Annotated in this window: 17 protein-coding genes; 5 read left to right on the top strand and 12 right to left on the bottom strand. The window is 47.7% G+C overall.

Annotation, left to right across the window (positions count from 1 at the left end; genetic code table 11):
- Positions 1-30 precede the first annotated feature (30 nt).
- From GWR21_RS09430 to GWR21_RS09390, 9 genes are all read right to left on the bottom strand, one after another.
- The gene (locus GWR21_RS09430) at positions 31-3,147 is read right to left on the bottom strand and encodes a SusC/RagA family TonB-linked outer membrane protein (protein ID WP_238430278.1); all 3,117 of its coding nucleotides are present in this window, start codon (positions 3,145-3,147) and stop codon (positions 31-33) included.
- An 80-nt stretch (positions 3,148-3,227) separates the two neighbouring features.
- On the bottom strand, positions 3,228-3,803 hold the full coding sequence (locus GWR21_RS09425) for a discoidin domain-containing protein (RefSeq protein ID WP_162331495.1): 576 nt from the start codon (positions 3,801-3,803) through the stop codon (positions 3,228-3,230).
- A 695-nt stretch (positions 3,804-4,498) separates the two neighbouring features.
- Positions 4,499-5,821 (bottom strand): ABC1 kinase family protein, encoded by a 1,323-nt coding sequence (locus GWR21_RS09420; RefSeq protein ID WP_162331494.1) that lies wholly within the window; start codon positions 5,819-5,821, stop codon positions 4,499-4,501.
- A 7-nt stretch (positions 5,822-5,828) separates the two neighbouring features.
- Positions 5,829-6,455, bottom strand: a complete 627-nt coding sequence (locus GWR21_RS09415) for a TetR/AcrR family transcriptional regulator (protein WP_162331493.1) — start codon at positions 6,453-6,455, stop codon at positions 5,829-5,831.
- A 139-nt stretch (positions 6,456-6,594) separates the two neighbouring features.
- Positions 6,595-9,426 (bottom strand): hypothetical protein, encoded by a 2,832-nt coding sequence (locus tag GWR21_RS09410; RefSeq protein ID WP_162331492.1) that lies wholly within the window; start codon positions 9,424-9,426, stop codon positions 6,595-6,597.
- A complete protein-coding gene (locus GWR21_RS09405) occupies positions 9,404-11,923 on the bottom strand; it encodes a hypothetical protein (RefSeq protein ID WP_162331491.1) in 2,520 nt (839 codons plus the stop codon). The genes GWR21_RS09410 and GWR21_RS09405 overlap by 23 nt, the downstream gene beginning before the upstream one ends.
- A complete protein-coding gene (locus GWR21_RS09400) occupies positions 11,923-12,651 on the bottom strand; it encodes a hypothetical protein (protein WP_162331490.1) in 729 nt (242 codons plus the stop codon). The genes GWR21_RS09405 and GWR21_RS09400 overlap by 1 nt, the downstream gene beginning before the upstream one ends.
- On the bottom strand, positions 12,624-13,775 hold the full coding sequence (locus GWR21_RS09395) for an AAA family ATPase (protein ID WP_162331489.1): 1,152 nt from the start codon (positions 13,773-13,775) through the stop codon (positions 12,624-12,626). The genes GWR21_RS09400 and GWR21_RS09395 overlap by 28 nt, the downstream gene beginning before the upstream one ends.
- A 3-nt stretch (positions 13,776-13,778) precedes the next feature.
- Positions 13,779-14,411: a hypothetical protein gene (locus GWR21_RS09390; protein ID WP_162331488.1), complete on the bottom strand. Its 633-nt coding sequence runs from the start codon at positions 14,409-14,411 to the stop codon at positions 13,779-13,781.
- A gap of 322 nt (positions 14,412-14,733) precedes the next feature.
- On the opposite strand from GWR21_RS09390, the gene GWR21_RS09385 reads away from it, so the two are divergent.
- Complete coding sequence (locus tag GWR21_RS09385) at positions 14,734-15,501, top strand: 3-keto-disaccharide hydrolase (protein WP_162331487.1); 768 nt, start codon at positions 14,734-14,736, stop codon at positions 15,499-15,501.
- A gap of 321 nt (positions 15,502-15,822) precedes the next feature.
- Complete coding sequence (locus GWR21_RS09380) at positions 15,823-16,590, top strand: hypothetical protein (RefSeq protein WP_162331486.1); 768 nt, start codon at positions 15,823-15,825, stop codon at positions 16,588-16,590.
- 74 nt (positions 16,591-16,664) lie between these two features.
- Here GWR21_RS09380 and GWR21_RS09375 read toward each other — a convergent pair whose 3' ends face one another.
- On the bottom strand, positions 16,665-17,369 hold the full coding sequence (locus GWR21_RS09375) for a DUF4397 domain-containing protein (protein ID WP_162331485.1): 705 nt from the start codon (positions 17,367-17,369) through the stop codon (positions 16,665-16,667).
- Positions 17,370-17,608: 239 nt separating this feature from the next.
- Between GWR21_RS09375 and GWR21_RS09370 the strand changes: the two genes are divergently transcribed.
- Together GWR21_RS09370 and GWR21_RS09365 are read left to right on the top strand one after the other, a co-directional pair.
- Positions 17,609-18,421: an alpha/beta fold hydrolase gene (locus GWR21_RS09370; RefSeq protein WP_162331484.1), complete on the top strand. Its 813-nt coding sequence runs from the start codon at positions 17,609-17,611 to the stop codon at positions 18,419-18,421.
- 22 nt (positions 18,422-18,443) lie between these two features.
- The gene (locus GWR21_RS09365; protein WP_162331483.1) at positions 18,444-19,283 is read left to right on the top strand and encodes a hypothetical protein; all 840 of its coding nucleotides are present in this window, start codon (positions 18,444-18,446) and stop codon (positions 19,281-19,283) included.
- A 320-nt stretch (positions 19,284-19,603) separates the two neighbouring features.
- Here the strand turns inward: GWR21_RS09365 and GWR21_RS09360 are convergent, their stop codons facing one another.
- Both GWR21_RS09360 and GWR21_RS09355 read right to left on the bottom strand, forming a co-directional pair.
- Positions 19,604-22,054: a carboxylesterase family protein gene (locus GWR21_RS09360; RefSeq protein ID WP_162331482.1), complete on the bottom strand. Its 2,451-nt coding sequence runs from the start codon at positions 22,052-22,054 to the stop codon at positions 19,604-19,606.
- A 153-nt stretch (positions 22,055-22,207) separates the two neighbouring features.
- Positions 22,208-23,113 (bottom strand): diacylglycerol/lipid kinase family protein, encoded by a 906-nt coding sequence (locus GWR21_RS09355; RefSeq protein WP_162331481.1) that lies wholly within the window; start codon positions 23,111-23,113, stop codon positions 22,208-22,210.
- A 51-nt stretch (positions 23,114-23,164) separates the two neighbouring features.
- Between GWR21_RS09355 and GWR21_RS09350 the strand changes: the two genes are divergently transcribed.
- Entirely contained in the window at positions 23,165-24,175 is a 1,011-nt protein-coding gene (locus GWR21_RS09350) for an App1 family protein (RefSeq protein ID WP_162331480.1), read from the top strand.
- The last annotated feature ends 14 nt before the right edge of the window (positions 24,176-24,189 follow it).

The following is a 24,189-nucleotide window of genomic DNA, read 5'->3' as shown; positions in this document are numbered from 1 at the left end:
TACACGATACCGGGTAATTCAAAGCCTGGTTTAGAAGTTAGCCTGCACACCGATGTTTACAGATCTTACGTTCGGGTAGTTGGTACCGTTGTTGGTGTTCAGCTCAGGATCCCACAGTTTGAATTTGCTCCAGTAGAACAGGTTCAGACCCTGTATATATACACGTGCATTCTTCATACCTACTTTTCTCAACACGTTCTTAGGCAGGTTGTAACCCAGGTCAGCGGTTTTAAGACGGAGGAAATCAATGTCTTTTATCCACCAGCTGGAAGTCTGAGAGTTGTTCTTGTTAGCTGCGTTACCATAAGCGAGACGAGGGTAGAAGGCGTTCTGGTTAGGGTTAGCTTCTGTCCATCTGTCTTCTGCGATAGCAAACAGGTTACTTCTTTCCGGACCGGTGCTGTTGTTAAATGGAATCATACCATCGCCACCCAGCAGTCTGTCAGCACCTGCAACACCCTGGAAGAATGCGCCGATGTAGAAGTTTTTGTAGGTGATATTCAGACCGAAACCGTAGATAGTAGTTGGTACATCACCATTACCGATACGTTTAACGTCGTTCGCATTAATAATACCGTCGCCGTTTAAGTCAGCATATTTAATATCACCAGGGTGTACGGTACCAAAGATGGACTGGTTCGCATGTTTGTCGATATCTGACTGATCAACGAACAGTCCTTCTGCTACATAACCGTAAGTAGAGTTATAGTTAGTACCGCGTTTTTCCATATAAGGGAAAGGCTGTACCGGCTGATCGTTTTCAATTACTTTATCCCTGTTGTAAGAGAAAGTCGCACGACCATCGATCGTCAGGTCTTTGGCGATCTTCACCGGAGTTACATCGAGGGTTACGTCGATACCTTTGTTCTCGATGATACCCAGGTTACCCCATGGTGCAGAGTTCAGACCAATGAAAGTAGACAGGGAAGCTCTCTGCAGGAATACGCCGGAACGTCTTTCTTTAAAGAAGTCTGCTGTCAGGGACAGGTGATCGTTCAGTGTTCTGATCTCGATACCTAAATCCTGTTTGTGGGAGGTAGCCCAGGTTACATTGGAACCATAGTCAGTGATGACAGTACCATCTCTGCCGATAATGGCGCCATTCTTACCGAAGTCCATACCCACATCATCTCCATTAGGATTCGTAGCAACCAGTGTCAGGTAACCGAAGCGACGGCCACCGTTACCGCCATCACCTACTTTACCATCAGAGTAACGGAGTTTGAAGAACTGAACAGATTGTTTCGCGTTTTCGAAGAAGGCTTCATTAGAGATCACCCAACCCACACCAAATGATGGGAAGAAACCGAATTTCTTGCCTGGTGCGAAGTTTTCGGAACCATTGTAACCGAAGTTCACCTCTGCAAAGTATCTGTCATCGTAAGAGTAAGTACCTCTACCTGCCAGACCCATGCTGCGGTAGGGGAGTGAGCTGGTTACGTCACCGGCGAATGCCTGCACTTCTTCACGCTGATTGTACAGGAACATGGCAGTCAGGTGACCTTTGTTACCGATGTTTCTGTCATAGTTCACTGCACCCTCTACGTAGAACTGACGGTTAGAGTTGTTTCCACGCTCGTACTTCAGGTCATCACTACCATTAGAGATCAGGTTCAGGTTGATGCTGCCATCTGCGTTGTAAGGACGCGCCTTGTTGATCAGGTACGCGCTTCTGTTGCGGTAGCGGCGGATCTGGTGTGTATTATATACGTCAAATGAGAATAAACCGTAAGCAGATAATCCCGGAGTGATCATTTTCAGGTCCTGAGAGATACGTGCATTGGAATATACCTGGTTAGAGAAGGTGTTCCTGTAACCGGTCTGTGTGATCTGCGCATATGGGTTTGGCTGTGCACCCTGTGAGTTCACACTTGGCACCAGGTTACCCGGATACATGATCGGATAAAGCACAGGGTTGGTCTGCATCACGTTACGGAACGCGTCTTCAGGTCCAACATCAGGCTGGTTCATAGAGGAAATATAGCCCTGGATACCGAGATCAAATTTGGTGGTCTTGGTCCAGTTCATATTTACGTTGGAAGTAAAGTTGTAACGTTTGTAACGGGTAGATGCATTATAGCTCTGCAGGGCGTCTGTGTTCAGCAAGCTCGTTTCATCGTAGTAGCCGAGAGACACATAGTAAGCAGATGCATCAGTACCACCACGCGCGCTGAAGTTAGCACGTCTGTTCTGGCTCACGTCTTTGAAAAGCGCGTCCATCCAATCCACATTCGGATATAAGTTCGGATCTTCTTTCAGAATAGTGGAGTTGATAGTATTGTTGGAGTACTCTGGAGTCAGGCCGGTATTACGCTGTGCTTCGTTGCGCAGCATCATGTACATCACACCGTCCGTCAGTTCAGGTACCTTGGTGAAAGAAGTGATACCATGGTTATAGTTGAACATCAGATTGGCTTTGCCGGGTATACCTTTTTTGGTGGTAACGATCACAACGCCGTTTGCACCCGCCACACCATATACAGCGGTAGCAGCCGCATCTTTCAGTACCGTGAAGGAAGCGATATCTTCCGGATCAAAGGTATTGATATCACGACCCTGTACACCATCCACTACGATCAGCGGAGAGGCATTGTTACCAGACTTGTTAAAGGTAGAGATACCACGGATCCACAGGTCAGCACTGTTGGAACCAGGTAAACCGGAACGCTGAACACCTACCACACCAGCGATACGGCCAGCGAGTGCAGCACTCAGGTTAGCTACCGGTTGTTTCAGGTCTTCCACTTTTACTGAAGACTGTGCACCAACGAGGCTGATCTTTTTTTGTTGGCCGAAACCCACTACTACTACCTCATTCAGGGAGCTGTTGGTGGCTTTCAGGGTAATATCAAAATCAATTGTTTTGTTGATTACAAACAGGTAAGGTTCATATCCCACAAGACGTGCTACCAGGGTATCACCTCTTTTTGCATTGATAGAGAAGTTACCTTTTTCATCAGTAGGAACGCCAGCCTTGGAAGTCTGGTTGATGATCATAACGCCAGGCATCACAGCTCTCAGCTCATCTTTTACGTTACCTGTGATGGTGATCTTTTCGGCTTGTTGTGCGACAACCGCCGTAGTGACTAATAGACCCGACAGGCATAGGCCACCCATCGTAAGAGACTTTTTAAAATTTCCAAGCATAGTGCTTTGTTTGGTTGATTATGGAAATATTATCAGGGACAGATCGGTCATGATGCTACTCCGATAAGACTTTTTTTTTGTTATTGTTGTGGTCTTCTGATCACGCGCCATTCAGCCAGCTGGAAGAGACCACTTGTACCACCTTTCAGCTCAGAGATCGCAAAGCGGTAGTATTTGAATTTCTCACTATTGGTGAATTCATAACGTACAGTTTTCCTTCTAGCGTCGAATGCCTGGTTGGTCTGATTGTCCAGTTCTGTCCAGGTAGCCTTATCGTTTGAAGCCAGTATTTTCCAGTTTTTCGGATCTCTGCCATCCGCATCGTTTGCAGAGGTCAGTGTGTATGCATCCAGTCGCTCTGCTATATCATATTCCAGTTGAATGTAGAAGGTCGGATCAAAAGAGAAGATCAGGAACTTGGAATCGAGGTCATTGTCGATCAGTTTCCTGGAACCCTCGCCAGCGTTAGCACCACCAGAGTTCTCAATGCTTACGGTCATGTTGATGGCCAGTTCAGTGAGGTCTTTTTCGGTTTCCGGATCAGGAGGTAGTAATTCATAGACGCGTTCTTTCTTTTTGTCGCATCCTGTAAGCACCGCCATTATCAGCGCAAGGAAGACCAGAGCTTTAATGTTGGTTAGTTTGTAAATCTTCATGTTCATATCGATTTTGGCTTGAATTGCTTGTTTTAGTCAGCATTGTTCATTAAGGCGCATAAGAATCCTGTTCTGTTCCTGTCGTGTGTGGACACGATAGGGCAGATGACAGCCTGTCCCCGTTTGTACAGAGACGTTCACAAGAAAAAATAATTAAGCATTACTGCTTTTGTTCACTTACAGAGATATAAGACGACCTACTTCCCCCATTTGTGGCTGATTTAATTTTTATAACGACGAACTAGCTATTCCTTAGGGATAGAGTTATTATCCGGCATAGGCTGATAACACGCTATCTTTCTACTTTTAATTTTGGTTTTGCCTTCTCTCTCAAAAACTGGAATCTCTCAGCACCAGGGACCAATTCATTGATCTGCATTACTTAATCTAAAAACCTTTCGATAAGTGAACCTGCGTGTTTACCTGACCCTATAAAAATAGTAGGATTTATTTACCAAACCTGTTAATGGATTTTAACAGAATGTTAACGGACTTTTAATGATCATATAATAATACTGATTAACAATTGTTTATGTATTATCGGAGTGTTAAGTTTTGTTAAAAAAAGTTTAAAAACAGATAATTTATCATATATGCAGCACTACATGTTAAACAAAAAACCGGCACGATCTGTATAACCTGAAAGACTATACTGACCATGCCGGTGCTGTTAAATATATGTCATCAGCCGGGTTTTATGCCGGGTGCATCATTGTCTGGATACGTGCCTCATTGGTGATGACCTTTGCCTTCAGGTCACTCAGGATAGAATACAGGCCGAAATACGTTCTGTTCACATACAGCGAGTGTCGGGAACCCCTCGCTACCTTGGACTCTCTTACTTCCTTCAGATTGGAGAGGTAGTCCATGTAGGCATATATTTCCGTGAAATAGGACTCATTGCCAAAGTCAAATTCCTCCTGGGTGAACGGAAGCGTCAGCAGATCGATCATACGCTGGAACAGCCCTGAGAAGAATACCACTTCTTTTTCGGTATCACTCGGATGGATCATTTCCAGGTTCGTATAGATCTCTCTACGCCTTACTTCATCTTTCAGTACCTCTTTATTGGTCAGCAGGAAGTAATTAACGTAGAAGTCCTCCGGAATTTCCTTGATACAACCAAAGTCAAACACACCTACAGTACCATCTTCCCGCATCAGGAAATTGCCCGGGTGCGGATCGGCATGTACCTGTTTTAGCGCATGTACCTGGAACTGGTAGAAGTCCCACAGTGCCTGTCCGATCTGATTACGTGCTTCCTGAGACGGATCACGTTCCAGGAATTCTTTCAGGTGGAACCCTTTGAGCCAGTCCATCGTAATGATCCTGTCACTTGAGAGTTCCGGGTAATATACCGGGAATACAAGATTTGGAATATGCGCGCATTTCTCAGATACTTCTATAGAGCGTCTTATCTCCAGTTGGTAATCAGTTTCTTCCAGCAGCTTTCCTTCTATTTCCTGGAAGTACTTGTCCATATCCACTTCTGTCATTCCTACGATACGCATGGCGAAAGGCTTTACGATACGTAAGTCGGATTTAACACTGTTCGCCACTCCCGGATACTGGATCTTCACCGCCAGGTCCTTCCCCCATTTTACGGCCTTATGCACCTGTCCGATAGACGCTGCATTAGACGCCTGCATCTCAAACTTATCATATAGCTGGGAAGGAGATTTGCCCAGTGTCTTTATAAATGTATTGATCACCAGCGGGCCGGAAAGGGGAGGGGCACTGTACTGAGACATGGCAAAACGCTCTGAATAAGCCTTTGGCAGCATGCCGCGGTCCATACTAAGCATCTGCGCAACTTTCAATGCGCTTCCTTTCAGATTGCTGAGGGTGTCGTAAATGTCCTCTGCATTGTCGGCATGCAGCTCTTCTCTGCTAATAGAAGGATCAATAAGTTTCTTTGTATAATGTTTAAGGTAATTGGTACCTACTTTTAATCCCGTCGTAACAAATTTGCTGGCACGTTCAACTTTTCCGGTAGGGATATTAGTTTGTTCTTTCATCACCGTATTATTTCCTTGCAAACATGAATTTTCCAAAGTCCAGTATGCTGTCAAGCGTATTGGAACTGATCAGCTGGAAGCTCAGATTAACGGCTTTTTCGATGGCAGCATCTGTCATTTCAAAGCGGTCACTGTCATCTTTTGTCCAGTAACGCAGTACAAACAGGGCCTGTAACCAGAAACCGTGTACATACTGGTCAGAAATGTACTTACGTTCCTTGATCTCACCCGTCTGATAACCTTCCAGGATGAGTGCACGGATATAGTCATAAAACGCGATACGGAAGGCTTCCAGTTTGTCCAGGTGCAGACCTGGTACCAGGTATTGCTCTTTCTGCTGTAAAATATAACTTCTGTTTTCGCGTAATGTCTGTACCCAGAGGAAATAAAAAGTCAGCAGTTTCTCCCGGGCAGAATAGTTCTGATAGATCTCGTCCTCCTTCAGCTTGTCCAGTGTCTCTTCCAGGAAGGCGCGCCAGATGTCTTTCTCCAGTGCATCAAATGAGGAATAGCTGTCGTAAAAGTTTGTTTCTGAGATCTCCAGCTGCTGACAGAAGGTATACACAGAAACAGGCTTTTTACCATTTTCCAGCCAGTAAGTTTTATAAGCGTCGCGTATGAGTTTTTTATCCATGATCCAGGGTTTGGCGTGTAAGTAAAAACATGACGGCAGATTAGTGCGTGTAGCATAATCCGCTATTACAAATTTACGCCACAAACGCCGGATTAAGATCATTCCGTCCACCCCGAACGTTAATTAAAACTTAAATTGGCTATCTTCCTGAAGCGTTGATTTCGTGCAGGGACGTCCTGCCTTTGTCATCAACCAGGAATACCTGATCAGGATGGTGCATCATCAGGATAAATCTGATGGCGGAGGCGGTTTTCAGCTGCTGTACCGTTCTTCCCCCGTTTTTATTGTTAAACTCATAGACGGTCGCTCCTGTGGTCTTATTGGCCATTACCAGTCGTTCGTCGGATAGCATCTTCCAGGGGCCGGTATGCGGCTCGGCGGTAAAGTTGCTGGTGATCACCCTGAAGCCATCCTTATCATCCAGGACCCAGTAGCATCCTTTTGCTGTAGATACCACCAGTGTAGTGGCCCTGACGGTTTGATAGATGGCCAGGTTATCAATGGCGGCCGCTGTTTTCAGGATCTCAGTCTCTCCGATCGAATTGAACCGGTACAGTCTGTTGCCGTACCAGGTGAAAAATGGTTCATTACCATAGAGTTGCAGATCTACTGTATTTTTAATCCTTTTAGGGATGATCACCGGCGAATTGTCCTCCGCATTATAACATCTGACCTGCTGCAGCTCCTCATCCTGGTGAAAATCGCGTAATATTGCCTGTCCGTTCTTTTTATCGGTCATCAGGGTGATGACCTGTTCATCTTTATCTGTTGTGATACCCTGCATATCCCCATGAATGGAATAATCGGTTGTATCCAGCACGATCGTTCCTTCAAACGGTTTTTCTGCAGGCAATACCAGCTTTCCCAGGTCTATCACTCCACGATCTGTTTGCAGGAACATGGTCTGTCTATAGTAACGGTTGTCGCCACTGACCGGGAAGTAGGGATAAAGCATGACTTTCCGTTTCCTGTCTAAATTATCTGCCAGGTGTTTCGATTCCCAGGAGTAATACTGCTGACGGCCATTCGGCAGCATCCGCACCACAAACAGCCGGGTTTCTTTCATACCTACAAACACCAGCTGGTTATTGACGGACGTCGCGCCACACCATTCAATGTCTTCCCGCAGTTTGAAACTATGCTCCATGTTCATCTGTGCATCCGGATATTTATTCCGGTGCAGGTAGCGCTGAATATCGGATGATAACTGCTTATCTCCCGGCAGCACTTTTTTCAGTATTTCCAGCTTCTCTTCCTTTCCTTTTTCAACCAGCGGACTTATTACCTCAAAGGCGATCCTTGTGGTGGTATCTTTGGCGGCATCATTCATATCAGGCCGGAAACCGATCAGGGTGTCCAGCAGGGTTTCCAGTTGGACAGGCGCTGTTTTTTCTGTGTAGACCAGTTCGATCTTTTCCGCTAACCTTTCTTTATCCAGCTCATTGCTGATTTTCAGGTACCTGTTCAGGCATTTCACCCCATCATAGTTCATCTGCCAGCCCTTCAGGAGGGTCTCACAGGCGGCATCAGGATCTTTGCGTTTATCGTGCTGTATACGTGCGGCATCCAGAAAGTCCTTTTTGCGCAGGGACCTATCTGTCGCCAGCTGGTAATATTGCTGCCCACTACCTGTCTGTGACAACTGCATCAGCAGGTCTCCGGTCTTCTCAAATTTCTCCTGTTCCTTGTAGATCCTGATGGCATCCAGCAGTAATCCGCCCTCCTCATAACATCTGGCGGCTTCCAGTGGCTGCTTAAGATGGTTGAGATAAAGGGTAGCCGCTTCATGATAAAACCTGCCCCATTCCAGTACTTTGGCTGCCCGGTTCAGGTCGCCCAGCAGATGTGCATAGATGTAGGCCGCCTGCCGGTGGTTACCATCTTCTGTCGCTTTCTTTGCCTGTTCCTCATATTTCTGCCGCAGTCGTGTTCCATGGTCATCCCCAACGGACCATCCGTCTACGGGTCTGTTGCTGAACAGTGAACCCATATTAAAGTCGGTAGATCTTTCTCCTAACCGTGCCGAAGGACTGGCCGTTCCTCTACCGGCCCCATTGTCCTGCAGGGGAATCGCAAACTTTAAGGCTTCTGACAGGTTCGTATCAAATAACCGGAGTAATCGTTCCAGTTCCCGGTCTCTTTTTGTCTGTAAGTTTTTCAGATCATCAGGACCATTCCGTTTACGGGAACGGCCGAATGTATGGCCTCCATCGCCTTCACCACGGGAAAAGCCGCCACGTCCCATACCCATAAAGGTGCGGCCGCCGAAAGAAAACAGCTTAGCCAGGCCGGCTAAGATGGCTGCCAGCATGATACCCAGCGGATTGTACCGGAAGAAGGAGGGAAGTTCCCTGTCAGTAAATGACCGTCTGTCTTCCGACGCAATATGATCGTCAGTCAGGGGTGTATCGTCTTCTGGTAATTCATCCAGCGGCCGTTGTTCGTAGATGCCCAGCATGTCACTGATCTCTTCCTCCTGCGACCTTGCCACACCAATGCTGGTAAGTGGCGCCAGTAGTGGTAATCCCGGATGTGCATGTCCCCAGGAGCGTTGTACCTCGCTACCTGGTGTAATGAAGGAGGAAAGTGGTCTTTCATCTCTTGCTTCATAACCAATGAAACCAATCCCCGGATGCATTACCTGGCGGTGCCATATCAGCAGCTCCTTCATTTCTTCCGCAGTAACGGCAGGTATGATCTGTGCATTTACCGGAATAAACAGGTTGTCGTTAATCACACCATATGCATGGATGATCTTATCGGGAGCAGGAATATCATTTTTAAAGATAACCAGCAAGCCTCCCGGTTCCACGGTGTTTTTATGTGCAGGCAGCAGTAGTCCGGTGAGATGCTGTAGTGGTATCTGCCATTCATTCATCTCACGGAACCATTGTTCCGGTGAGTTGCCTCTCAGGAAAGCGGCAGCTGTTTTATGCCGCGTTTGTATATCAGGTTGCAGCTGCAGTAGCATATTGCTGAATTACGTTTATAAATGGTCTGAAATATTTCTCATGGAAGTCCATGACGGTAATGACCTCCACTTCTTTCGGCCGGAAGTAGGGATTTCCGCAGATAACGCCATCTGATGCCCAGCAGGCTGTCTGTGTCTGTATCACCAGTGGTATCGCCATTTCCGGGATTGCTTTGTCTGAGCTCCGCAGGTACAGCATATGCCGCGCTTTGTCAAACCATAGCTCACTGCCGTCGGGCCAGTTATAACGCAGCAGCGGTGGCCGGAGGTCTTTTAATTTCAGTTTCTCCGCTGTCAATACGATATCGCGCGCTTCAACAGGTCCGTGTGTCAGCACAAACTCCATATTGTTGGGCACAAAGGTCAGCTCATGTTTACCATTGATGACGAGATTCCCCTTCTTATTTATCTTAATGGATTTGAGTGCCGATATGAATGTGAAATATTGCGGAGCTACTGGTGGAGGCACATAATACTTCAGATTCGCTTTTCTTTTCTCTTCATCAAGTTCCTTTTTAACGACCTCCCATGTCCGGGTTTGATCAGCGGCTAACAAACCACTATACACATCCAGTGTCACAAGGTCTGTTTTCCATCGGTTCCTGGTGAATATAAACTGGTGGGTCCTGGTATCATACAGGTCATCAAACAGCCTTTCCGGTGTGGCAGGCAGCGTCATACTGACCGGTATTTCGATCAGTTCAAGCGTCTCGGGCGAGAACTGATACAGTTTGATGTTCCGGCTATGTTTTTCCTGGAAGGAAAAGACATAATGTGCGCCGGTATATCCGAAGTAATATTTTTCCGCATAGGCTTCGGGGAATAGGGACATGATCTCTGATCCGCCTTTTTTCCGGTCCGGCCAGAATACCAGTTGCCGTTGTTCGGTCAGTGCCAGATAGCCTTCCTGTCCTGATGCACTTCTATTCGAATGACGATAGAGACTGCCTGCTGCCATCAGCAGGGGCAGTGGGGACTCCTGGAGGAATTTCGGTACGTCCATTACAGTAGGCGTTCCCCTGAAAGCATCTTTCGCCGGTGCTTTTTTAGGTAATGCTTTGGGTGGGTCCAGGTTGATCTTTGACGTACGCAGTAGTTTCCGGTGGCCGGACATATACCTGTATACCAGTACGTCCGCCTCTCTGCTGACAGTGATCAGAAACCCGTTCACTGTTCTTAACGCAGCAAAGGCCTGCTGGAATGCAGGTTGATTAAATAATTCCTCACTGGTGATCAGGAAGTATTCATCACTCATCGTGAGCGGATGCGTCATATTGAATGCCGTTAATGCCGCTGCGCTGTTCAGGGCAGGAGACAGGCGGTGCATCGTTCTGACAATATCATCTTTCTCTGTAAGGTCAATGGGTTGAAAAGTGTCACCCGTCAGCGCAAACGCATGTATAGCCGCAGCGCGTTTGTTGTCCAGCGCGCAGGCCAGTCCGGTAGCTATTGCCAGTATATGCGGAGTTCCCCACATCCGGATACTTTTATCGATCAGGATATACCGGTGTGGTGGCTCGTTGTCAGGCACTTCTTCCCGGCGCAGATATAGTGCTTCATTATTTGCCAGCCTTGCCATGAGTACGTCATCTTCATTGGCCAGTTCACTGATCAGCAGTCTGTCTATCGTGCCCTTATTGGTAATATCAGCAACACCACCTACGGTGATATCTCCGGCGTGCGGCATATGTGCTGGCAGGTGTAATGCCGCCAGCAGGCGTTGGGTGAGCAGGGCGATATACGCCGTCCGGTCATCTTCTGCCAGTAGCTGCAGTAATGACAACTCCTTCGCGTCCGCAGGCAGCGGCAGCTTTTCCGGCACTTCGATCGGAGCAGGAGGAGGTGGTGGCGGAGGCATGATAGCAGCCTTTAACGCCTTTTCCAGCGCGTCACTGTCGGGATACTGTTCCAGGATCATTTTCAGGAACCCGGCATCCGTTCTGGCCTGTTCAATCTTGTATTCTTCAGCACGTTTATTAAGAGAAGGCAGCATGCCTGTTTCCCGGAACATTGTCAGCATTTCGTGCGCCTCTTTGGGAGACATTTCCGCCGGCGTACATGCAAAAAGTGTTTTGAATAACAGGTGCCGTTCATCTCCCTGCCAGTATCTCCTGGGAAGAGCATGCAGGCGTTGTACAAAACTGGTGATCGTTGCCGTCAGCTCTTTCAGTTCTTCAAGTGGCAGCAATTCTGACCAGGTATCCCTGCGCATGATGGGGCGTAAAAGATGTAACTGTACAGACTCACGGGTGAAGTGGGTAGTCGCATGCTCCTCATCTGTTTTGCCGATGGCCATGGTCATCAGCAGAACAGACAACGGTGGAAGATGCCCCGTCATTGACTGCAGGTCATTCAAAAGTTCCTCCCAGTAGCAAATAGTGATAGCAGGAACCGTTGTCTCAACAACGAGGCTCCCTGTTCCTTCTTCCTGCGCCCAGCGCCAGAAGTAGTTGGTTGTTGACTCAAAATATGCTGTACTCCAGTCTTTCTTATTCATTAGTCAATGTTGGTAAGGCGTATGGCACTCCTGGTAGCATGTACGAAACTACTCCCCGGGATCTTCTCCCAGCGGCCATCGCGATGATAGCGTATAAAAGTCCCGGTCTCCTGTTTAAAATGTGCCGCAATGAACACGCCTGCTGCCGGTGGATCGAAGTCATATCCCGCAGGCAATAACAGCTGATCATGCAGCGTGAATGCCTGACCGGGTATCGGCGGAACCGGCGTGCCCATGATCAGTACTTCCCCTGACCCGCAGGCAGCGAAGACCAGTCCCTGTAACCTGATCAGCGGAGCGCTATCCGCATAGGCTTTCCAGTGTTCCAGGGAGGTGATGATGCCCGCCGGTTCTGTGTGCTGTGCGGAAGGTGCCAGTTTTATAGTAAATACACCTGCTGTCGATCCTGGTAAGGCAGATACCGGCAGTTCCACTTTTATAAAAGAAGCCAGCGATTCCCAGGTCATTCTTTTCAGTGCATCATGCGGTGTTTGTTTACCGGGGAGGAATAAACGTTCCTGGAAATCGGCCAGGTAGGTATGTATGGCAGGCAACTTACGTAACCGTATATCATTTGCGTCAGGTGGTATCCCTCTTACCCAGATCTGATCACCGGATAGTGACACCAGCAGGCCAGGCCAGGTACGTATACTGCCAAGTGATTCCATGTTGTCTGCTGACAACACAACGATCATTTCTTTCATGCTGTTTGCATTATCTTCTTCCATAGTCCATCTATGGGTTCCTGTACGTAGTTGCGTTGTGTCGCATTACTGATCCATTCACAGCGGCTGGTGATGCTGCGCAGCCTGTCCTTGATCTGTGCACGGGACGCCGGTGTAGCAGCAGGATCGTCCCATTGCTGATGCAGCTCTTCCACTTCACTGTAAAGTGTTTCTGCATCCGGCGTACCACTGTTGTTCGCGCGGGGATGTTCCTGCGGATGTGTGGCGGCTTGTGCGATCACGGTGTTGACGATGCCGGCAATGATCTCCACCTGTTCTTCTGTATCCCAGATGTAACGCAGGACCCAGAGGTCGGAGAGGATGGCTGTCGTTCTTTTACAAAGCAGGGCGCTGGCTGCGATCAGGCGCTGGAGTTTCACCGCACGTCTGTCTGAGATCTGTACACCCGCATTGCGCAGCTGCTGTATCAGCATAATGTAATCCGGTCTTACAGCGTTCAGGTCCACGGTGGTGGTGAGCTGCTGCAGGGTGCGGAGGTCCGCCGCGGGGATACCTTCCTGTCCATTGGTCGCGGCCTGTTCCAATCCCCAGCCTGCCTGCAGTACGCTATTCAGCATGGCGGGGTCCACGTTGGTACAACGTACACGGAGCAGGAACCTGTCAAACAATGCCTGGAGAGCTTCATCTTCAGGCAGGTGATTGCTGGCGCCGATGAAGATCAGGGCCGGCAGTTCGCGTGTTTCTTTACCTCTGCGGAAGATCTTTTCGTTCAGCGCCATGAGCAGGCTGTTCAGAATAGCACTGTTGGCGTTCAGCAGCTCGTCGAGAAATACGAGCGATGCTTCCGGCAACATGCCTTCGGTATTGGTAACCAGCTCGCCGTCGCGTAGTTTACGGATGTCGAACGGGCCAAAGAGTTCGTTGGGTTCTGTGAAGCGGGTGAGCAGGTATTCAAATGTCTGCACATCCAGCTGGCGGGATAGTTCACGTACAATGGCACTTTTGGCGGTACCCGGAGGACCGAACAGGAACAGGTTCTCTCTGCCTGCTAGGCAGATACCCATCAGGTCTATCACATCATCTTTTCCTACGAATGTGCCTTTCAGGCGTTGCAGGATACCATTCAGTTTGTCTACCAGCGGTGATTCAAAGGTTACAGGTTGCATATGTTAGTTATGAGCAGTAAGGTCTATTTTAAATTGCGGCCAGAATTTTGCACTGTATGCGCCCAGGGCTTCCGCTACAAGAGGAAGACAGGCCGGATGTGTGCATTTGTCAAAGTCTTTTGCCAGGATGATCCTGTCTGTGTACATGCGTGTCAGTGACGGGTGTTGCAGTACGGCCGACAGGTCTGCTGATACGACGCCCGGGATAGCGGCCGCCGATAGTGGCCATTGTAATGTCATGGCCTGTAGTGTAACGACCAATGGATCTTCCGGAGAGATGCCTTTTGCCAGCAGGAATATATCCGGCAGGTAACGTAAACACAGATCAGCGGAATAGATAGCCGCAGGCGTTTGCACCCCAGTAAAAGGAGGCAGGTGCGCTTCGATGTCCGATGCATCCAGGTGTCTGAGTAACAGGAACTGTACGGTCCTGTACAGATAACCGGCTGCCCATATAGCGGCCTCCGGATCATACGCGGGAGCTTGTCCCGGCACTTCACTGACGTCGTCCGTATAGTGCTGCTCCAGATGGATCCGGGCGACCCGGAGATCGTCCGTGTCAAATGGCTGGAGAGCGGGAGCTACGATGACTTCTCCTTTATTGATCAGTGATGATATAAATTCGCTCAGTGTCATTGTATAAGAATATGGCGTACCGGCTGCGGCGCTAACCGTCGCTGAAAAATATTTAATAGTCAAAGGATTATGTGAGTGCGGATCAGGGCAATTGCCTGTGACCTGATAGTCCCGGTGAGGTCAACATGAACAATCATTCTCCAACATACTATCATTACAAACCGAAGATAACGACTAATGTATTTATATGCAAATATAATGGTATATGGATAATGGCATTATCACGCCGGGTGACGCTTATCAGAAAAAAGACTTAAATATGATGGCCGGATTGTTATTTGTGATATCTATTTTTAATTTAGGGAATTAAATTATTGTGATCATGTACAAGAAAACGCTTACAACAGCCGCAGCTGTTGTGCTCTCTGCCACGTTATTTGCGCAGTCGAAACCGGAGGATACAGAAGTATGGGAACCGGTACCAGCGGTTGTTACACCCGGTAAAGTAAATACAGATGCGCCTTCCGACGCGATCATCCTGTTTGACGGTAAGAACCTGGACCAGTGGGTATCTGTAAACGATACGACCCAGGCAGCAAAATGGAAAGTCGCAGGTGGAATATTTACAGTAGATAAATCTACCGGCAACATTCAGACGAAAAGATCCTTCAATAATTATCAGCTGCACCTGGAATGGCGTGTACCTAAGAATATCACCGGTACAGGGCAGGGCAGAGGTAACAGCGGTCTGTTCCTGGCTTCCACAGGTAGCGGTGATGATGGTTATGAACTGCAGATCCTTGATAACTACAATAACAAAACATATGTGAACGGTCAGTCGGCGAGCATCTATAAACAAACGGCTCCACTGGCAAATGCTAACCGCAAACCAGGTGAGTGGCAAACGTATGATGTGATCTGGACGGCGCCACGTTTCAACGCTGATGGCTCCGTGCAGTCTCCTGCCCGTGTAACTGTATTCTTCAATGGTGTACTGGTGCAGAACAATACAGAGCTGGCAGGTCCTACAAGATATATCGGCAAGGCGTCTTACAATAAGGCACATGGCCCTAGTCCGATCAAGCTGCAGTCTCACGGCGATAAGAGTGAGCCACTGAGCTTCAGAAATATCTGGATCAGAGAATTATAGTATTAAATAGTCGCTATAAAGACAGTCAATCGCTTTCGCCTAGGTGAAAGCGATTTTCTTTTGTCATAAACTCATTGACCGTCGGCATTACCCGATGGTATTTTTTACTGCATGTAGCAATATTTATTATTGATTATCAGTTATATTATAAGTGCGAAAAGCAGGGGCAACAATAGAATTGTAAAATATCCGTTTATATTATGATTTAAATATATATTGATATAGATTTGTGAAAGGGAAGTATGCAGCAATTAATGTGAATTATTCGAAAAGCATCAATCATTATACATCATCATCATTAAATTCCAAATGTCTCATTCTATGAAAAGACAAAACCTCACTTTCGCAAAAGGTAAATCTACACTGTTATTAATGTTCTTAGCTGCTGGTATCTCTTTCGGCGTAACTTCCTGTTCAAAGGATGATAAAGACGAAGCTACTCCAGGCGTGACTAACGAGAATGCCGCCGTAATGGTGTCACAGTCTGTAACCTCCCAGGGTGGTCTGGTTACGCAGATCGAAGCTTCAACATTGACGGTATCTGCACTGGAAGCAAGAAAAGCAGAAGGCGGAAGACTCAGTGATTTCTGTGGTAAAACAGAAAAGGACACGGTGGCATTTTCCGGCAATGGCAATGGAACCAGCTTTAGTTATGCCCTATACTGGAGTTATGGTCTTCAATGTCTTCAGGATATTCCATCTGCATTCAATTTCGAAGCAAACGGTACTATTTCACTGGGTATGGAGAAGTTCTCCAGTTCAAGCACTTACGCTTCTCAATATACGCTGAGAGGTCTCGGCGCGAACAGTGCTAACTGGGAGATCAGTCAGAAATATGACGCTACTGGTAAACTGGAATCAAAGACTACTGACATGCCGTCTTACACCAGTGAGATCCACTATGAATCAACTGATATAAAGGTTAGCAAAACTACTCACATGATCGTATCTGGTACTGCTACTGCGAAGATCTCTGGTAAAGACAGCAAAGGCAATGCATTCAGCTACAGTGGTATGATCACTTTCAAAGGCAACAAGAAAGCAACTTACGTAATAAGTGGCGGTGGTACCTTTGAATTACAGTGGTAATACTGAACGTTATAAAAACACAAAAGCCGTTCGCTTTATGCGAACGGCTTTTGTGTTTTTGCTTCCGCCGATAATTAATTATTCGCCAGAATATTGAGAGAAAAAGGCTGCTCAACTACTGGTGTGGGACTAACCAGTCCCTGTGCTACTACTGTGTAGATCTTACCTGCTTCCATCACAATACCATCACGGGTGATCACAGTTTCTCCACTTGAAGCATTATTCAGTTTCAGTGAATAGGTACCTGCATCTACTTCTCTGAATTCACTGGCTGATTTAAAACCTGCACTGCTTATAACTGCGTTATTATTCAGCAGGAAATTTACAGCAGGTGCATCACTGCTGGCATGTACAAAACGTACTTTTGCCTTACCGCTTGCAGGCGCGCCCAGATCATCTTTCGCAAGGATACCTACAGTCGCGTTACCATCTGTTTCGCCGGCAGCGAACAATGAGTAACTGCCGCCGTCAAAGTCAACAGGAGCAGAGAGTACAGTGCTACCTGTCACGGTTGATTTGAAATCAAATCTGGCATCGCCGTCCTTCACATTCAGATAACCGGTAGCTTCACCATAGCCGATGGAAGATGAATTAAGTTTACTGGAACCATTGTATACATCTACAGGTCCCGCATCCGGTAAAACGTTCACAATTTTGACAGTTGCATCAGGGTCAACAGTAGTATCGTCATCATCTTTACTGCATGATGAAAACGCAAACATTCCTGTCAGGGCTAACGTGGCTAACAGACCCTTGCTGGCATAATTCAGAGGTGTCATAACTTTGGAGCTTTTAAAAAATGAACAATGATTTTATACCCTTAAAAACATAAACTGTGCCATTGGAAATTTCTTAGTACCACGTTCCCCGCAATACTCCACGTTTATGGGTAATTTTACACATCTTGTCCTGTACACCCTGTTTTTTATTCCTCAGATGATGCACGTCTGTTGAACCGTAGAATTTACGTACTTTAGCAATAGAAGGATAACGCTCCATCCACCACATTCCATATCATATGAGCATCACAGCAAGTGTAATAAAGAAAAACAATATTCATATCTGCGGAAAACAGGACGCATTACAGACTATCATCTTCGGCCATGGCTTTGGTTCCTCACAGACCGCGTTTGCCGCACTGGTAAGAGCCTTTGAGCAGGACTATAAAATTGTATTGTTTGATAATGTTGGCGGTGGTAAAGCTGATATTGATGCTTTCAACCCCTCACGTTACAGCGGTATACAGGGATATGTAACAGACCTGTCTGATATTATTAAGTCTTTACAGTTATCTAACATTATTTATGTAGGTCATTCGGTGAACGGAATGATTGGTTTGCTGACGGCTAACAAGTACCCCGACTACTTCGATAAACTGGTACTGCTCGGTAGTAGTCCGCGGTATTTGAATGATACGGAGACCGCTTATACCGGTGGATTTGATATGGAAGCACTCACTGGTCTATACAATGCAATGAGTACAAATTACTATGCCTGGGCCAGTGGTTTTTCAGCACTTGTGATGAGAAATCCTGACCAGCCGCATTTTGCAGAAGCTTTTGCCGCGACCTTATCTGCCATACGTCCTGACATTGCATTATCAGTAGCAAAAGCTATCTTCGAGATGGATCATCGTGAAGATCTGGCGCATTGTACTATACCGTCCCTCATTATACAGACCGCCGATGACGTGGCCGTACCAGTTGTAGTGGGCGATTACCTGGAACAACATATTCCAGGTAGCAGGAAGGTCGTAGTGAACGCAACAGGACATTTTCCACATATCGTCGCTCCGGAAGAGGTGATCAGTGCCATCCGTACTTTTATATGACTACCAATAAACAACGCACATAGTGGCAACCTGGGAAAGAAAAGCGCTTACATTTATCAGCCAGACAAATGAATGGGACAGGCGGGGAGACATCCGTTCCTTTTTATCTTTCAGTGTAGCGTTACTCAGAGAACTGACAGGGGCCTATATGTCCCTGCAACTGGATTTTGAAGACAATTATACTGCCCGGGTGAAGGATGCGAGTCCCTTTTACCTGGACGATCTTATATTTAACCCCGGGCCTATCCAGCTCCTGATGGAAGGAGGTGGACATCGGCCGGTCTACTGGACCGGGATACCTGAGAAAAACGCATTTGAGGACCTTTTTCAGGCTCTTTCTTCTGCCGTACTACTACCGGTACGTCAGGGCGGCATAAACGTCTTAATCATCCTGGGATGGAGCGAAACGCGGCATTGTGAACCGGTCTTCAGGGAGTTCATAGAGGTGGTACGTATCCGGATAGAGGAGGTTTGTCGCCAGACACAGGTAGAACAGGCTGCTGAAGCGGCCATTACGCGGTACCTGTCAGTGCTCAATACCCTGCCCGAAGCCCTCGTCTTTATCGGTGCCGAAGGGCATAGCGGCTGGATGAATATACCTGCCGCAGGCCTGCTGCAGCTGCCGCAGGGAGGGGAGCTGGCGCCAGCGACCGTATCCGGAGCTATGGCAGCGCTGATCCAGCGGGCACAGAACAGGGACGAGATCATGGGAATGGCCATGCAGTTGTTCGCCTCGCCCGACAGCAGTCTGGAAGCTATGATTTGGATACTGCCTGACGGGAACTTTGAGGTGTCGTGCATGCCGGCCATGGGGAAGGGTAAGCTGTGGCGTTTCAGGAAGTTACCGGTTGAATTAGAATGATTTAAACACCTTTTTACAGCATAAAAAAGAGCCGTCTCATGTATCACATGAGGCGGCTTTTTTTTACCCCTGTACAGTCGCTGATGAAGCCGGTGCCTGTAGCACAACTGATATCCTTATTTACCGGTCATCAGGAGGTCACCAAAAGGTCACTTCAAGGGCACTTCAATATCCCCGGGATATTGAAGTGCCCTTGAAGTGACCTTTTGGTGCTTATTAGGTATAGAGATCAGCACGGTTCCAGAAGAGGTGCTAAAGGGCACAAAAAGAGCGTTCCTCCGAAGGGGAACGCTCTTTTCACGGGTAGTATCATGAATCCGTTAGTTCTTAATACGCTCAGTCTCGTCCAGCTGCCATTTGTTATCGTAGAAGCCAGCTGTTTTCACTGCCTGCATATTTCCTTTCAGCAGGTCAGTGCTGAAGACCATATAGTCGGGAAAACCGCTGCCACCTGCGAAGTACTGGTTGGCATCTGCTGCACGCATACCTGCCAGGCCAGTACCAGCTACCACCGCAACGGATGCTGTTTTGCTGTCTGCTCTTGGCCACATGAAGTACGCTGCGAAATTATCGCCTGCATATTCCTGCTGACCCACCGTTACCTTACCACGGGTGATCTGTACCGGCGCCTGTTGCAATAACTGATTCCAGGCTTTATTCGTAGTAGCATTACCATAAAGGATGATACCGCGGTCAGGGTAGTTAGCTGCTTTGAAGTCTTTATCTGCTACGATATCAACTGCACCATTACCTCTGTAATACCAGGTTTCGGCATCATAACGGGCTTTACTTACGGACCATTCATTTTCAGCCGGTGTACCTCCTGTGCTGTATACGAATACCATGCGATGGTTGAATGCTTCCTTGAAAGTACCGTTACGTACAACGCCCTTGTCGGTAGCTGCTGGTGCAGTACCGATCGCCCACTGGTTGCCATGCTGTAAGTACAGCAGACTGTCACCGGCATGACGGGTGTAGCTGATTGCAGGATTGCCGTCCAGTGCGATGCGCAGGGTATTGCCCACAGGAACGTCCTTCAGGTCAATAGCCAGTGTCTGGATATTGGAGGTGGTTCCTGTAACGGTGTTGCGTGCACTGTTCCTGCTTAACTGGATACGGCTGTATTCCAGGGTATGCTGCTGTTGCAGGATGCGTACCCAGTGGTGTACCGCTGAAATGGCGGGATTTGCCGTGGTGAAGTCAATTTCATTCACGCTTGTATCTGCCGGGATAGTGTGCCATTTGAAGTACTCGTACAGCGGACCCCAGTCAACACAGGTATCACCGTACCAATGTTCACCACCCGGATATTCATAGTAACTGAAATCTTTATGGAAATCGGCCAGGATCTTTTTCATCTGTCTGGCGTAATCTACGGAGACAACCTTATCGCTGTCACCATGCAGGATGTACACACCACCTGCCTTGTAGTTATTCGCTAACTTGAAGACGTTGCTTGGATTGCTGGCTCTCAGTAATATCTGCTCGGTGCTGTTACGCGGAGAATCGGGGATCAGTCCATCAGCAGAGCCATAACCCATCAGGGTTGGGTAGCCGGAGCATGGTGCAATAGCTGCCCATTTACCGGCAAAGGTTGCGCCCAGGTACCAGGTGCCATGTCCGCCCATAGAGTGGCCTGTCAGATAGATACGGGACGGATCAGGATGGAAGGTGTTCACGCCGATGTTGAGTACTTCCAGTGCATCGAGACGGCCCCAGTCTTCCCAGTTAAAGCCACGCGGACGGCGGTTGGTAGGAGCTACCAGTACACCCCAGTCTTTGTATTTATACGCTCTTGCCTGGTTGATAGCCTGTACTTCAGCGCCGTGTACGGACAGGAAGAAGGCCGGTGCTTTACCATCAGGATTTGCCTGTGGAGATACAGCGTAATATTGTACGCTACCATCAATATCGCTGACAAATGTATTACTGTAATGGTCTTTGTTAGTAACAACCGTTAAGGGGAATGTTTTTGTATCGTTCACCTGTTTGCCTTCCAGCGTCAGTGTACAATTGTAGCTGCCGTCTTTTGCAGATGCAGTCGCATCGAATTTAAAACCAACTTTACGGGTAGTAAGCGGTGCGATGTCGGGTAGAGAAGTAGTTACATTTACGCCATTTACCTTCGCCGTGACAGACAGTCCTTTTAACGCCTGTGTAGTTGTATTGACAACAACGACGGCGCCCCAGAGGTTACTGTTGCTGTTACCTTTTACGACGAACGGCATCGTAGAGTCAGCGATGCTCAGGTATACCGGTTTTTCAGGGAACATGAGTTTCGCTTTAATACCCTGTCTGCCCCAGCTGCGGCCGGTACGGATATAAAATTCGTTGTTACCCTGACGTAACTGCACAGGGATGTACATCCAGCCGTAGCGGTACATATCGCCCGCATGCGGGGTACCATTTACATATACCATCTGGTGCCCTGCGATGTTCAGGATAGCCGTTTGTGCTTTAGGCGCATTGTAGGAAACATAGAGATAGCCATTGTTGATCTGGCGACCGGTAAAGGCACCATCTGCAGCAGCTGTAATAGTTTGCCAGTGCTGTGCAGCACCTTTCTCGTCAGCAAAGGAGGGAGCGCCGTTCTGTGGCGTTTTCAGCTGACCGTTACAAAGTTCATATGCCAGCTGATCTGTGAACAGGGCCGTTCGGCCATACTGGTGACAGGGACCGCTGATCAATCCGTCTTTAAATTCATAGGTCTGTTGGGCAATAAGGCCGTATCCCGGCACTAGCATTGCCAGGAGCAGTAGTATCTTCCGCATATAAATTATTTGCATACAAAATAGACATCGTGCTGCAAATAGCTGCAATATATTGACGGATGGAAAGGATGCGGGAGGAATGGTATATCCTGCGGGAAGTACCGCAGACATTACATTTTAGCTGGTATTTTCCCCTTAATAACTGATATGATTTTAGCCGGCGTCAACAGGGACGGGTATGATCACCTTTAACGCCTTCGGCAGGATAGTGGCCGTCACCTGTCTGATCCTGCCCATATATTCTCCGTCTATCTGGAAATGCGCTCTTTTACGTGTACTGATAGTAACCTGGCGGGCCTGCAGCACCTCAGTTTTAGCAGGGTCAAAGGGTCGGTGCCTGAACAGCATTTTCAGGAGTTCGGGAATAGATAGTCTTCTCAGGATCACCACTTCAAACAAGCCGTCAGTCAGGTCTCCATCCGGATTGATGCAGGCGCCGGTACCATACATGCGTGCATTGGCCAGTACGATCATATGTGCGTAGCGGGTCAGACTGAGTTTATTATTCTCGATATGTACGGCCAGCCGTTTGCTCTGCCATAATGTTTTGAAGGAGGAGAGTGCATAGCCGAGTTTTCCCCGGATACCCCGTTGCTCGAAATTCTTTACCAGCAGGGCATTGAGACCTACGTCGCTAAGATGAATGCAGATGTCATTATTTACCCTGATCAGGTCAATATCTTTTACAGTGGAAGGCTGTTCATTGCATATCAGTGCAAGCACCTGTTCCCAGTCGGCCGGTATACATAGTTCAGCTGCCATGCCGTTGGCAGATCCCGCGGGCAGGATGCCCATGGGAATGTTTTTATGCAGCAGGGCTTCAGCTACCATTTTGACAGTACCATCTCCGCCAACAGCGATCACACGATCGGGCCCCGTTTTTTTTATAGCAGCTGAAAGTGACTGCTCTGGCCCGTTCAGCAGGAAAAAGCTGACGTCTTCCGGTCTGTCGCGGAAATAATTTTTGATAATTGTTTCAGGATCGGCCTTCTTTTTGCCGCCTGAAACTGGATTGATCACAAAAAGTAGCCGGAGCCGCATAGGTGATGTTTGCGCCATGTGCTTTTACTCGTGGTTATACTTTCCTGTTATTGCAAAATAAGCGCCTGAATGTCTGCATGGAATAAAATTCTACATTGGCTGGGTTTGGAAGCACGCACACATATCAAAGTTTATCATGGTGTGGGCGGTACCGAGCAACTGGAAATATTTGGTCATGTACTGGACCGTGGACCTTTGCCACGTACACATTACAGCCGGTTTTTCCTTGTCAATACCTTTGCCCTGATACGTTTGTTCATGGTAAGGCCCAGGAAGGGCGCTACAGTGGAGCTGGTATGGGAGGGGCAAACCATTACGGGCGTGACGGAAGGGGATGGTTTTTTTCACTTACAATGGAAACCGGATGTGATGCCTGATCCGGGAGATCATCCTGTGGAAGTGCGTATCGTGAATGTGGAGGAAAGCCCGGTAACGCGTGTGATGGGTGTAGTGATAATTCCACATCGCAGTCAGTTTGGTTGTATTTCTGATATAGATGATACTTTCCTTGTCTCACATTCTGCCTCGCTTTTTAAAAGGCTGCATGTATTGTTTACACGCAATGCCCGTACACGTAAGCCTTTTGAAGGTGTAGTGAATCATTACCGGATGCTGAGTGATGCGGATAATAAAGGCAGAATGCCACGGCCGTTCTTTTATGTATCCAGCAGCGAGTGGAACCTTTATGCGTATATACGTGAGTTTTGCCGGATGCATGGACTGCCGGAAGGCGTGTTTTTACTGAGTCAACTGAAGCCTTTATGGAAATTACTCAAGAGCGGACAGCAGAAACATGTGACCAAGTTTACGAGGATCAGCCGTATCCTCAAACACTATCCGCATATGCGATTTGTATTACTGGGAGACGATACACAGGAGGACCCGCAGATATACGAAGCGATCACCAAACATTTTCCGGCACAGATACTCGCGGTATATCTGCGGCATGTACGTGACAGCCGGTATGCAGCTACAAAGGAAGTTACTGATGTGATCATGGCCAGAGGCATTCCCTGCTGCTATTTTAAACATAGCAGTGAGGCAATGGACTATTCAAAAAAGATTGGACTGATTACATGATTAAAAAGAATGAG

This window comes from Chitinophaga agri (assembly GCF_010093065.1).
Classification (GTDB): Bacteria; Bacteroidota; Bacteroidia; order Chitinophagales; family Chitinophagaceae; genus Chitinophaga; species Chitinophaga agri.
Note: the sequence above shows the minus strand (reverse complement) of the source record. Positions and strands in the feature narration are given on the sequence as shown.